Genomic DNA, 12,561 nt, shown 5'->3' with positions numbered 1-12,561 from the left:
CTTCCGGCGCCCCCTCCCCCACGGGGACGGAGAAGGACGAGAAGCCGAACGCGACCGGGCCCCTCGCCGGCAAGGTCGTGGTGGTCGACCCCGGCCACAACCCGGGCAATTTCCGCCATACCCGCGAAATCAACAAACTGGTGGATGTCGGCACACACCGCAAGGAGTGCGACACCACCGGCACGTCCACGAACGGTGGCTACACCGAGGCGTCGTTCACCCTGGACGTCTCGCGCCGCCTGCGCGCGCTCCTGGAGAAGCAGGGCGCGACGGTCAAGCTCGTACAGAACGAGGACCGCCCCTTCGGACCGTGCGTGGACGAGCGGGCCCGTATCGGCAACGAGGCGAAGGCCGACGCCGTCGTCTCCGTGCACGCCGACGGCTCGGCGGTCGGCAACCGCGGCTTCCACGTGATCCTGCCCGCACTGGTGAAGGGCGGCACGGCGGACACCACGAAGATCGTCGGTCCGTCGCGGGAGCTGGGGACGCGTATCGCGGGCAAGTTCGTCCAGGCGACCGGCAGCGCGCCCTCCAACTACGTGGGGGACGGCACGGGATTGGACGTGCGCAAGGATCTCGGCGGGCTCAATCTGTCGACTGTGCCCAAGGTGTTCGTCGAATGCGGCAATATGCGTGACCCGAAGGACGCCGCTCTGCTGACGAACGAGGGCTGGCGCCAGAAGGCGGCACAGGGGATCGCCGACGGGATCGGGAGCTACTTGGAGAGGTAGCTGCGATACCCGGGGGCCGACCTCCCGGAGGGGACGATACATTCATCCGTACGATGGGGAGCTGCCCCCGAGCTTCGCCATGTGCCGCCCCGACGAGTCGACCCACTAAGGACCTTCAAAGTGAACATCCGCTCCCTCACTCGAGGCGACGGCGTGGTGATCGGAGCAGCGGTGGTGCTGTTCATCGCCTCGTTCCTCAGCCTGGTGTCCCTTCCCGACTGCAGCGGCCAGTTCTGCCCGCGCGAGTCCTCGGCGCCCAACGCGTGGGACTCGCTCGGCGTGCTGATGAGCGTGTACCTCGCCGGCGTCATCGCCGCGGCGCTGATCGTCGTCAGCCGCGCCATGCCGGGCCGCAAGGTGGCCAACATCGACCTCGGTCAGTTCGGTGTCGCGTTCGCCGTCTTCGCGCTGTGGACCGCCTTCTGGACGATCATCGACATGACCGGTGACGCGGGCGCCGGAATGATCCTCGGCCTGCTGGCCACGCTCGTCCTGGCCGCCGGTGCCGTCGCCGCGCCGCTCGTCCCCGCGCTCAAGGCCCCGCTCATGGGCGCTCCGAAGCCGCAGGTCGCGCAGCCGTACGGCGGGCAGCCCGGTCACCCCGGCCCCGGTGGCTACGGCTACCCCGGCGCGCAGCAGCCGCCGTACGGTGGTCAGCCCGGTCAGCAGCAGCCGTACGGCGGCCAGCCGCAGCAGGGCCAGCAGCCGCAGGCGCAGGCCCCGGCCGCGCAGCAGGGCGGCGCGCCCGCCGCTGCCGCCGGTGACTTCGCCCCGTTCTGGTTCGCCGTCCCGGTCGCCCGTCCGCTGTACGCGGAGGACGGTTCGCCGACGCCGATCGCCGAACTGGCCCCCGGCACCTGGTACCTGGCGGTGGAGCAGCGCGGTCCCGGTCTGGTCGCCCAGACGCAGGACGGCCGCCGCGGCGTCCTCCAGGACACCACCGGCATCCAGCGCGGCTGACCGCCGCACGCCGACCGCACCGGCCCCTCGCCCTTCCGGGCGGGGGGCCGTTGTCGTACAGTCGCCCGGGTCAGTGACCTGACGCACCGTCAGGAACGCTCGTCGGAGGGACACAGGGATGCGCCTCGGACTCGCTCTCGGCTACTGGGGCCGCGGCCCCGACCCCGGCCATCTCGCCCTGGCCCGCGAGGCCGAGCGGCTCGGCTACGACTCGGTGTGGACCGCCGAGGCGTGGGGCTCCGACGCGTTCACCCCGCTCACCTGGATCGCCGCGCACACCTCCCGCGTCCGGCTCGGCACAGCGGTGGCCCAGATGGCGGCCCGCACGCCCACCGCCACGGCGATGCACGCGCTGACCCTGGACCACCTGTCCGGCGGCCGGATGATGCTCGGGCTCGGGCTCTCGGGACCGCAGGTCGTCGAGGGCTGGTACGGACGGCCCTTCCCCGCGAGCCCGCTCACCGCGACGCGCGAGTACGTCGACACGATCCGCCAGGTGCTGCGGCGCGAGGCGCCGGTCGAGGTGGACGGGCGGTTCCACCCGCTGCCGTACCGGGGCGCCGACGCGGTGGGCATCGGCAAGGCGCTCAAGCCCATCACGCATCCGCTGCGGTCCACCCTCCCCGTGCTGCTCGGCGCGGAGGGCCCGAAGAACATCGCCCAGACGACCCGCGTCGCCGACGGCTGGCTGCCGCTCTACTGGTCCCCGACGCGCACCGACGTGTACGCGGCGTCGCTGGCCGGCCTCCCCGCCGGCTTCATGATCGCGCCGATGGCGCGGGCGAAGGTCTGCGACGACGTGGCCGAGGGCCTGCTGCCGGTCAAGGCGACGCTGGGCTTCTACATCGGCGGCATGGGCCACGCGGCCCGCAACTTCCACGCGGACCTGATGGCCCGCATGGGCTTCGAGGAGGAGGCCCGCCGCGTCCAGGAGCTGTTCCTCGCGGGACGCAAGGAGGAGGCGGTGCTGGCCGTCCCCGACGCGTTCGCCGACGAGATCTCGCTCGTCGGCCCGCGCGAGAGGATCGCGGAGCGCCTGGAACTGTGGCGCGCGGGCCCGGTGACCGACCTGCTGGTCACGGCCCCGGACCCGCACACCTTGCGCGTACTGGCCGAGCTGAACACCTGACCGGCCGCGGGGCCTGCTGTCAGCCGAACGACGCACGCTCCAGCCAGAAGTCCAGCAGCTCCGCGTCGCCCAGCACCTCCACCCGGTCGCTGTCGGCCGGCAGGCGGCGGTAGAAGACCCGGAGCACGTCGGCGAGCGGGCCGCGCAGGGCGACGGTGGCCTTCTCGTGGGCGTGGCGCCAGGTGAAGCCGTCCTCGCCGAACTCGATCAGCCACTCCGCGTCGGGCACGTCCGTCGCGTGCAGGTGCAGGGAGCGCCCCGCCCCGCGCAGCTCGTTCGCCTGCTCGTCGGCGCCGGTGGACTGCGACCAGGCGACGATCTCCAGCCACTCGTCGACGGTGTCGGCCGCCACCTCGGGCTCCACCTCGAAGGCGATGCCGGCGGTCAGTGCCGCGTCCGCGCGGTGGACCACCGTCTCGTGGGTCATGCGGCGGGCCCAGAACGCGGCGCGCTGGTCCGCGCCCCAGGACCACGCCCCGGTCTGCGGCCCGGCCGCGCGCAGAGTGTCGGCGAGCTTGCGCGCGCCCTCCTCCAGCCAGGTGTCGAGGGCGGCCGGTTCGGCGTCGCCAGGGCCGGTGATGCCGGGCACCTGGTCCTCGGGCACGGCCTCGGACGCCTTCGTGCGTACGATCGCCTCGGCCCAGCGGTGGGCCCCGCCGACGTGGCGGGCGAGGCGGCCGAGGGTCCACTCGGGGCAGGTCGGCACCTCGGCGCTCAGGTCGGCGTCGATCAGCACGGCCCTCAACAGGTCGGTCTGCCGCTCGATTTCGTCGCAGTAGCGTGCGTGGCCCAGGTCGGTCATAGGGGCACTGTAGTGAACGGGGGCGCGGAGCCGCCCCGTTTCACCGCGCGGAAAACGGCAACACGTTCGACATGTCCCCACGTCATCGCAGTGGAAGCAACCAGGCGGCGACCGTCCTCATCGTCGTCGCCGACATCATGGCCTTCATCCTCGGCCTGTGGATCCTGATGTACCTGCTGGACGCCAACCGCGCGAACGACCTGGTGAACTTCGTCCAGGACGCCGCCCGCTGGCTGGCCGGCTGGTCCCACGACCTGTTCACCTTCGACGAGGCCTGGGCGCGCGTCGTGGCCGGGTACGGGCTCGCGGCGGTCGTCTACCTCTTCGTCGGGCACGCCCTGGCGAACGTCGTCCGCCGCCACTGACACCCGACGCCGGGGCGCCGGGCCGGCGGTGGTCCGGCGCGTCGGTGGTGGTCCGGCGCGCGTCGGCGGTGGTCCGTCGCGTCAGCAGCAGTCCGGGTCCAGGCCCAGCGGCAGCCGTTCCCCGCCGAAAACGGCGGTGGTCGCCTCGTCGCCTCCGAGGGCGGCCACCGCGAGCAGCAGGGAGCCCGCCGTCCAGGTGGTGAGCTCCTCGGGCCATATCGCCCGCTCGCCCTCGAAGACGTACCCCGTCCAGTACATGCCGTCCGGCGCCCGCAGGTGCTGGATCGACTGGAGGATCTCCAGGGCCCGGTCCGACTCCCCCATCACCCACAGGGCCAGGGCCAGTTCGCAGCTCTCGCCGCCGGTCACCCACGGGTTCGGGACGATGCAGCGCACGCCCAGGCCCGGTACGACGAAGCGGTCCCAGTCCGCCTCGATACGGGCCTTGGCCTCGGGGCCGGTGACCGCGCCGGCGAGGATCGGGTAGTACCAGTCCATCGAGTAGCGGTTCTTGTCGAGGAACCGCTCCGGGTGGCGCTGGATGGCGTGCCGCAGCGCGCCGACCGCCAGCTCCCAGTCGGGCTGCGGCTCCTCGCGCTGCTCGGCGATGGCCAGCGCGCAGCGCAGCGCCTGGTGGATGGAGGAACTTCCGGTCAGGAGCGCGTCGTTGACGGCGGTGCCGTCCTCCTCGCGCTTCCAGCCGATCTGGCCGCCCGGCTGCTGGAGTCCGAGGACGAACTCGACCGCCGCGTAGACGGCCGGCCACATGCGGTCGATGAACGCGTCGTCGCCGGTGGCGAGGTAGTGGTGCCACACGCCGACGGCGATGTACGCGCAGAAGTTGGTCTCGCGGCCGCGGTCGGTGACCCGCTCCGGGTCCCCGTCGTCGTACGCCGCGTACCAGGAGCCGTCCGCGTTCTGGTGTGCGGCCAGCCACGCGTAGGCGCGCGCGGCGGCGTCGTGCTCGCCGGCCGCGTCGAGCGCCATGGCGGCCTCGGTGTGGTCCCACGGGTCGAGGTGGTGGCCGCGGAACCACGGGATGGCGCCGTCCTCGCGCTGTGCGGCGAGGATGCCCGCCACGGTCGCGGCGGCCTCCTCGGAGGTGAGGACACCGGGCAGGACGAGGTGCTCCGTGCGCTCCGGGATCGTCACTTGGTGTCCACCGCGACCGTCGTGGCCGGCAGGTGGGGCTTGGTCGCGTACGCCACGAAGCTCTTGCCCAGGACGGGGTTCAGCGCCTGCTCGGCGACGCGCGTGGCGAGCGGCTTCTTCATGATGTCCCACACCAGCAGCTTGTGGTACGCCCGCACCGGCAGCGCCTTGTCGTTGTCGACGCCGAACGCGCACTTGAGCCACCAGTACGGCGAGTGCAGCGCGTGGGCGTGGTGCGTGCCGTACGGCCGCAGGCCGGCTTCGCGCATCCTGGCGAGCAGCTCGTCGGCCTTGTAGATGCGGATGTGGCCGCCCTCGACCTCGTGGTAGGCGTCGCTGAGCGCCCAGCAGATCTTCTCCGGCCCGTAGCGCGGCACGGTGACCGCGATGCGGCCGCCCGGCTTCAGTACGCGGACCATCTCGGCCAGCACGCCCTTGTCGTCGGGGATGTGCTCCATGACCTCGGAGATGATCACCACGTCGAACGAGGCGTCGGGGAAGGGCAGGTTGAGCGCGTCGCCCTCCATGGCGGTGGCGGTGGCGCCCGCCGGGGCCTCACCGGCCTCCTTCATCGCGGCGAACCACTTGGCGACCTCGCGGATCTCCTCGCCGTTCTGGTCGAGGGCCACCACCTGGGCGCCGCGCCGGTAGCACTCGAAGGCATGCCGGCCCGCGCCGCAGCCCAGGTCGAGCACGCGATCGCCCGGGGCGAGCGGGAAGCGGGAGAAGTCCACGGTCAGCACGGGGTCTGCCCTTCCGGATGGGGGTGGTTACGGCGCCGGGTCACCGGGCGCGCGTGGCTGGGATGGCGGGGGTCGGCGAAGTCCGCGTCGGTCGGCGGCGTCCGCTTCAGCGGGGTCTCACCGGACTCCCCCGCGCACCGCGTCGCCGTGGGCGGCGATCCGCTCGCGGTAGAGGTCCGCGGTGCCCTGGGCGGCCTTGGCCCAGGTGAACCGCTCCAGCACCCGGGCGCGGCCCGCCGCGCCGAGGCGCCGGCGCAGCTCGGGGTCGCCGAGCAGGCGGCCGAGCGCGGCGGCCAGCGCGCCGGCGTCGCCGGGCGGCACGGCCAGGCACGTCTCGCCGTCCGTTCCCGCGACCTCGGGGATCGCGCCGCCGGTGGTGGCGACGAGCGGGGTGCCGGTGGCCATGGCCTCGGCGGCGGGCAGCGAGAAGCCCTCGTACAGGGAGGGGACGCAGGAGACCTGGGCGCCGCGCACGAGGTCGACGAGCTCCTGGTCGCTGATGCCCTTGACGAATTCGACGGCGCCCTGGAGGCCGTACCGCTCGATGGCCTGGGCGACCGGGCCGTCCTCGGCTCGCTTGCCGACGACGACGAGGTGGGCGTCGGGCCGCTCGGTGCGGAGCTTGGCGAGCGCCTCCACGAGGTGGACGAGGCCCTTGAGCGGGACGTCGGCGCTGGACGTGGTCACGATCCGCCCGGGGATCTCGGCGACGGACGGGTCGGGCGACCAGAGGCCGGTGTCCGCGCCGATGTGCACGACGCGGACGCGGTCGCGGCGTACCCCGAGGTGCTCGACTATCTCCTGCTGCGAGGAACCGGAGACGGTGAGCACGGACGGCAGCCTGCGGGCGACGCGCTTCTGCATGCGCGTGAAGCCGTACCAGCGGCGCACCGAGGCGCGCTTGCGGCGGCTGTCGGCGGCGTCGAGGTCGAGCTGCCGGTCGACGGTGATGGGGTGGTGGATGGTGGTGACCAGGGGGGCGCCCAGGTCGCCGAGCAGGCCGTAGCCGAGGGTCTGGTTGTCGTGGACGACGTCGAAGTCGCCCCGGCGGGCGGCCAGGTGGCGCTTGGCACGCAGCGAGAAGGTGAGGGGCTCGGGGAAGCCGCCGGTCCACATCGTCGCGACTTCGAGGGCGTCGATCCAGTCGCGGTACTCGTCGCGCTTCGGCGTGCGGAAGGGGTCGGGGCTGCGGTACAGGTCGAGGCTGGCGAGCTCGGTGAGCGGCACGCCCTCGTCCAGTACGGGGTAGGGCTGGGCGCCGAGGACTTCGACGCTGTGGCCGAGGCGCGCGAGCTCCCGGGAGAGGTGGCGCACGTAGACGCCCTGGCCCCCGCAGAAGGGGTTGCCCTTGTACGTCAGGAGCGCGATGCGCAGCGGTCGGTCGTCCTGGACAGGACCCCCGGCGTGGGGGCCCGCCTCTATGGCCTCAGCGGTCACTCCCGGCCCCCTTCTCACTGCTCTTTGGCCGGAGCGTAGCCGCTGGCGCTAACCTAGAACAAGTTTCAGTATCGAACGTCCGACGAGCTCTGAATCTACCGGCAGGTAGAGCCGCCGTGAGCGCCGGATCAGGTGATTCGCGCCACGACCGGCGCCCTGCCATGCTGTGCCACCCGGGGGCCCCGGCCCTCCACACCCGGCGTACGGACAAATGCCATGGAATGGGACGCATGACAGCGGAAGTCAAGCCCTCGTCGCCGCCACTGACGGAACGCCAGGAGGCGCGCCGCCGCCGCATCCTGCACGCCAGCGCCCAGCTGGCCAGCCGGGGCGGCTTCGACGCCGTGCAGATGCGCGAGGTGGCCGAGGCCGCGGGCGTCGCGCTGGGCACCCTGTACCGCTACTTCCCGTCCAAGGTGCACCTGCTGGTCGCCACCATGCAGGACCAGCTCCAGCACCTGCACACCACGCTGCGCAAGCGGCCCCCGGCGGGCGAGAGCGCGGCCGAGCGCGTCGCCGAGACGCTGATGCGCGCCTTCCGGGCCCTCCAGCGGGAACCGCAGCTCGCGGACGCGATGGTGCGGGCACTGACCTTCGCGGACCGCAGCGTCAGCCCCGAGGTGGACACGGTCTCGCGCCAGACGACGGCGATCATCCTGGACGCGATGGACCTGCCGGGCCCGCCGGACCCGGAGCAGCTGTCGGCGGTCAGGGTCATCGAGCACACCTGGCACTCGGCGCTGATCACCTGGCTCTCCGGCCGGGCCTCGATCGCGCAGGTGAAGATCGACATCGAGACGGTGTGCCGGCTGATTGACCTGACCGGTCCCGAACCACGCTGAGCCAGACCCTCGTTACCGCCGGTAACAGGCGCACGAAGGGAGCAAGTGCGCCCGCCGCGCCCCTCCTGCGCTCCCCATTGGCCTGATTCCGCACCCGTGACATCGACCGTCCCGGGTACTAATGAGCGACGTGCCATGTCCATGCAGCGTTGCGCATCGGTACCCCAGGGGGAGCAGGCAGTGCAGGCAGTGAGCGGCGTGATCCATGTTCTTCTCGTGCACGACATCAGTCTGATGCGGTCCGGCCTGGCCGCCCTGCTCGAAAAGGAGCCCGACATCGAGATATCCGCCGGCGGGTCGGCGGGCGCCCTGGGCATCGCCCGGTCGTTACAGCCGCACGTCTGCGTGGCGGACACGGAGGGACCGGGGTCGCCGGCCCTGGCCGCGGCGGCCGAGGTGTCGGGCCCTCAGGGCGCGTACCCGGACTGCGCGCTGCTCGTCCTGGCCCCGGCCGGAAAGCCCGGGCTGCTGCGGCGGGCCCACGAGGCCGACGCCCAGGGATACGTCAGCAAGAACGCCCCCGCCGAGCGGCTGCTCCACGGGATACGGCGGGTGGCCGCCGGGGAGCGCTTCGTCGACGACCTGCTCGCGTGCGAGTTCCTGGAGGCCGCGCGCAGCCCGCTCACCACCCGCGAGCTGAGCGTGCTGTCACTGGCCGCCGAGGGGGCGGGCGTCACCGAGATCGCCCACAGCCTGCACCTGACCAACGGCACGGTGCGCAACTACATGGCCGCCATCACCCGCAAGACCGGGGCCCGCAACCGCGTGGACGCCATCCGCATCTCCCAGGGCGCCGGCTGGCTCTGACCAGCCGCCGGCCAGGTCGCGGTAGAGCGCGGAGCGCCGGATCAGCTCGTCGTGGGTGCCGCACAGGGCGTGCGTACCGTCCATCACGAGCACCCGGTCGGCGCGCCGGGCGGAGCTGATCCGGTGGGCGACGACGATCAGCGTGGTGCCGGGGCGCTCGGCGAAGGCGCGCTCCGCGCGGGCCTCGGCGGCCGGGTCGAGGTGACAGGTCGCCTCGTCGAGCAGGACGACGCCCACCGGGGCCAGATGGGAGCGGGCGAGCGCGATCAACTGCCGCTCGCCCGCCGACAGACGGCCCGGCGCCACGACGGCGTCCAGGCCGCCGAGCCGCAGGAGCAGGTCGTACGCCCCGACCGCCCGGGCCGAGGCGAGCACGGCGGAATCGGGCGGCGGGTCCGGGCACAGGTAGGTGAGGTTGTCGCGCAGGGCGCCCGAGAAGACGTACGCCTCCTGGGGCACGAGCGCCCGCAGGTGCGCGGCGGCGCGCACCGGCTCGCCGCGGAGCAGGACCTCGCCCTCGTCCGGCACCAGCAGCCCGGCGACGAGAGCGGTCAGCGTGGACTTGCCGATGCCGCTCGGCCCGACGACGGTGAGCCGCCCGCCGGCCGGTACGGCGAGATCCAGCCCCCGGAACACCGGTTCGGCGTGCGGCCCGTAGGCGAACGTGACCCCGCGCAGCTCCACCGCCGGCCGCTCCCGCCCGGCGGAGCCCGACAGCGCCGCCTCGCCCCGTGCCGCGCCCGCCCGCGCGCCCGGGAGCGCGCCCGCCCCCGACGGCCCGGCGGCCGGGGACGCCGAGGGCCCGTTCCCGCCGTCGGTCAGGCGGCGCAGGACCACCGTCAGGCGGGAGCCGGCCGTGCCGAGGGCCTGCATCAGGCTCTGGAGGGCCGGGACCAGGGCGTACATGAGGTACGTGAGCGCGCCCACCAGGTCGCCGGGCGTCACGCCCCGGCGCAGCAGCCAGGGTGCGGTCAGCAGCAGCAGGACCACCGGCAGCCGGCCGGCCACCGCCACCGCCAGCACCCGCACCACTCCCCAGCGGGCGAGGGTGCGGGCGGCGCGGTACTCGGCGTCGAACCGGGCGTCCGCCCCGGCGGCCGTCCGTGCCTCCGCCCCCGCCGCGGTGATGTCCCGCAGCCCGGCGGCGGTCGCGTCCAGCACTTGGGCGACCGCCTCGTCGGCGGCGAGGAACGTCTCCTGGCGGCGGGCCATCGGGCGCAGCGTCACGAGGAACAGGGCCAGCCCCAGGACCAGCGGCGGCACCACGACCAGCAGCAGGGCGGGCGCGAGCGACGCGAGCCCGGCCAGGGCTCCGGCCGCCGTGAAGACGAACGAGCGGGAGACCATCACCAGGCCGGCGAAGGTGTCCCGGGCGATCTCCACCTGATGGGTGAGCCGGGACACCGCCCCGTGGTCGGCCTCCGCGAGGGCGCGGCCGACGACCCGGCGCACCAGGCCGTCGCGCAGGGGTTCCACCAGCGCGGACACGGCGAGGAAGACCCGCCCGGTGCCGTACGCCCCGGCCGCCACGGCCACCGCCGCGGCCGCCAGCCAGCCGACCCCGACGGCGGTGTCCCCGGCCAGGAAGCCGTGGTCGAGGGCGCGGGCGAGGGCGTACCCGAAGAGGAAGGTCTGCCCGGCTTCGAGCAGCGACCAGCCCGCCAGCCTGGCCAGTACGGGGCGCCGCCGGTTCAGGAAGCGCAGGCCCCGGGTGCGCAGGCGGGGGGTGCGGGAGGGTGCGTCAGTCGTCATGGGCCGGCCGGTCCGTTCCGTCGTCGGGCGCCGCGTCCGCGTCCGCGAAGACCGCCCGGTAGTCGCTTCGTTCGTGCCAGAGCCGGGCGTGCGGCCCCACCGCCCGGACGCGGCCCTCGTCCAGCCAGGCCACCTGGTCGGCGCGGGCCGCGGTCGCGGCCCGGTGCGCGACGATCAGGCGGGTACGGACACCGGCCTGACGGGTCAGGGCCTCGCCCACCCGCAGTTCGGTGACCGTGTCGAGGCTGGAGGTCGCGTCGTCGAGGATCAGCAGCCGCCCGGGGTGCGCGAAGGCCCGGGCGAGCCCGAGGCGTTGGGCCTCGCCGCCGGAGAGCGGCGCCTCGTCGCACGGGGTGTCGTAGCCGTGCGGGAGGCGGCGTACGAAGTCGTCGGCGCAGGCGGTGCGGGCCGCTTCCCGCACGGCCCGCGCGTCCGGTTCGCTTGCGCCGAAGGCGATGGTGCCGCCGATCGTGCCGCCGAGCAGCGCGGGCCGCTCGAACGCCTGGCCGACCGCCCGGCGCAGCACGTCGTGGGGCAGGTCCCGCAGCGGTACGCCGTCGAGCGTGACCGTGCCCGCGTCGGGGTCGGCGAGGCGGCCCGCGACCTCGGCGAGGGTGGACTTGCCGGAGCCGGAGCGGCCGACGAGGGCGAGGGAGGTGCCGCCGGGCACGGTCAGGTCGACGCCGACGAGGATCGTGCGGTCCCCCCGGGCCACCGTGACGCCGCGCAGCTCCAGCGTCCCGTCGCCGGCCGGGAGCGTCGCGTCCCCGTGCGCGGTGGCCGGCACGGCGAGCAGCCCGGCGAGGCGGCGGGCGGCGCCCCGGCTGCGCACCAGGCCGTTCAACCGGCCGACGAGCATGCCGATGCCGGTGGCGAGCGCGGCGTACCGCGCGGCGGCGAGCAGTCCGCCCACTGAGAGTTCCCCGGCGGCGAGGCGGGCGCCGGCCACGGCGAGCACGGCGATCTGGAGCAGCGGCACGATCACGGCGGCCTGCGCGGTGGAGCGGCCCTGGACCCGCCACATGCGGTAGCCCTGGGCGCTGAGGGCGGCGAGCGGCTCCAGGACGCGGGCCTGTTCGCGGCGGGCGGTGCCGGCGGCGGCGATCGTACGGGCGCCGCCCACGGCCTCGACGAGGCGGGCGGCGATCTCGCCCTGGCTCTCCTGGTAGCGCGCCACGCTGTCGCCCGATTCGCGGACGAAGGTCTTCAGGAGCAGGGCGAGCACCGGCATGCCGACGAGGAACGCGCCGGCCGTCCACAGGTCGACGAGCGCGAGGGCGACGAGCCCGCCGACGGGGGTGACGACGGCGGCCAGGGTGCCGGCGAGCGCGGCCGGGGCGCCGCCGGCGTGCGCCGCGTTGCCGACCAGGCGGGAGACGACGTCGCCGGGCGGTGTGCGGTCCGTGGTGCGCTGCCCGGCGGCCACGACGTGGCGCAGGAGCCGTCGGCGCAGCCAGGCGGTGGAGCGGGCGTTGGTGGTGCCGGTCAGGACGCCGTCGAGCGCGTCGACGACGACGAGCAGGCAGGTGAGCGCGGCGCAGGCGGTCAGCCAGCCGGTGGCGGGGCGCCCGGAGAGCAGCAGGTCCAGGGTGCGGCCGAGCACGGCGGGCAGCGCCAGGCCGGTCGCCGCTCCCAGGGTGCTCAGGACCAGGATCGCGGTGCCGGGGGCCGCGCTGTGGCGGACGCAGTCGCGCAGCAGCCGGTCGGCCGCGCGGGCCTGGTCGGGTTCGGGGTCCGTGCGCGTCACCGTCGGCCTTCCTCGTGCGGGCAGATGTGCGGCCCCGGTGGGCGTGGTGCCACCGGGGCCGCATCTCTGTCGGTGCGCCGTGGAGTCTCTCGCT

The 12,561-nt window shown here is 74.2% G+C and carries 11 protein-coding genes and 1 pseudogene; 6 read left to right on the top strand and 6 right to left on the bottom strand.

All coding sequences use genetic code 11. The annotated features are described in order from the left end of the window. The 3 genes from E2E34_RS08040 to E2E34_RS08030 form a co-directional block, all read left to right on the top strand. On the top strand, positions 1-731 hold a 731-nt coding region (locus tag E2E34_RS08040; protein WP_138901227.1), incomplete at its 5' end, for an N-acetylmuramoyl-L-alanine amidase. 120 nt (positions 732-851) lie between these two features. After that, positions 852-1,691, top strand: coding sequence for a DUF5336 domain-containing protein (locus tag E2E34_RS08035; protein ID WP_138901226.1), 840 nt, complete (start codon positions 852-854; stop codon positions 1,689-1,691). Between the two features lie 118 nt (positions 1,692-1,809). Next, entirely contained in the window at positions 1,810-2,820 is a 1,011-nt protein-coding gene (locus tag E2E34_RS08030) for an LLM class F420-dependent oxidoreductase (RefSeq protein WP_138901225.1), read from the top strand. 19 nt (positions 2,821-2,839) lie between these two features. On the opposite strand, the gene E2E34_RS08025 is transcribed toward E2E34_RS08030, so the two are convergent. Beyond that, on the bottom strand, positions 2,840-3,622 hold the full coding sequence (locus tag E2E34_RS08025; RefSeq protein WP_138901224.1) for a maleylpyruvate isomerase family mycothiol-dependent enzyme: 783 nt from the start codon (positions 3,620-3,622) through the stop codon (positions 2,840-2,842). A 71-nt stretch (positions 3,623-3,693) separates the two neighbouring features. Here E2E34_RS08025 and E2E34_RS08020 point away from each other — a divergent pair, with 71 nt between their 5' ends. Then, positions 3,694-3,987 carry a hypothetical protein gene (locus E2E34_RS08020; protein ID WP_138901223.1) on the top strand — a complete coding sequence of 98 codons (294 nt, stop codon included), beginning with the start codon at positions 3,694-3,696 and terminating at the stop codon, positions 3,985-3,987. Between the two features lie 81 nt (positions 3,988-4,068). Here the strand turns inward: E2E34_RS08020 and E2E34_RS08015 are convergent, their stop codons facing one another. From E2E34_RS08015 to E2E34_RS08005, 3 genes are all read right to left on the bottom strand, one after another. Beyond that, positions 4,069-5,139, bottom strand: a complete 1,071-nt coding sequence (locus E2E34_RS08015; protein ID WP_138901222.1) for a prenyltransferase/squalene oxidase repeat-containing protein — start codon at positions 5,137-5,139, stop codon at positions 4,069-4,071. Continuing rightward, positions 5,136-5,882, bottom strand: a complete 747-nt coding sequence (locus E2E34_RS08010) for a class I SAM-dependent methyltransferase (RefSeq protein WP_138901221.1) — start codon at positions 5,880-5,882, stop codon at positions 5,136-5,138. Before E2E34_RS08010 ends, E2E34_RS08015 begins: the two co-directional genes overlap by 4 nt. Before the next feature lie 117 nt (positions 5,883-5,999). Then, entirely contained in the window at positions 6,000-7,319 is a 1,320-nt protein-coding gene (locus tag E2E34_RS08005; RefSeq protein ID WP_138901220.1) for a glycosyltransferase family 4 protein, read from the bottom strand. A gap of 230 nt (positions 7,320-7,549) precedes the next feature. On the opposite strand from E2E34_RS08005, the gene E2E34_RS08000 reads away from it, so the two are divergent. Next, positions 7,550-8,161 carry a TetR family transcriptional regulator gene (locus E2E34_RS08000; RefSeq protein ID WP_138901219.1) on the top strand — a complete coding sequence of 204 codons (612 nt, stop codon included), beginning with the start codon at positions 7,550-7,552 and terminating at the stop codon, positions 8,159-8,161. Between the two features lie 135 nt (positions 8,162-8,296). After that, positions 8,297-8,884: pseudogene (locus E2E34_RS36295) on the top strand (LuxR C-terminal-related transcriptional regulator); the annotation flags it as partial. Here the strand turns inward: E2E34_RS36295 and E2E34_RS07990 are convergent. Next, on the bottom strand, positions 8,810-10,720 hold the full coding sequence (locus E2E34_RS07990; protein WP_208765177.1) for an ATP-binding cassette domain-containing protein: 1,911 nt from the start codon (positions 10,718-10,720) through the stop codon (positions 8,810-8,812). The pseudogene E2E34_RS36295 and the gene E2E34_RS07990 overlap by 75 nt on opposite strands. Beyond that, complete coding sequence (locus E2E34_RS07985; RefSeq protein ID WP_138901218.1) at positions 10,710-12,467, bottom strand: ABC transporter ATP-binding protein; 1,758 nt, start codon at positions 12,465-12,467, stop codon at positions 10,710-10,712. Before E2E34_RS07985 ends, E2E34_RS07990 begins: the two co-directional genes overlap by 11 nt. Positions 12,468-12,561 lie beyond the last annotated feature (94 nt).

The organism is Streptomyces albidochromogenes (assembly GCF_005981925.1).
GTDB classification, from domain to species: domain Bacteria; phylum Actinomycetota; class Actinomycetes; order Streptomycetales; family Streptomycetaceae; genus Streptomyces; species Streptomyces albidochromogenes.
This window is presented reverse-complemented; position numbering and strand designations above follow the sequence as displayed.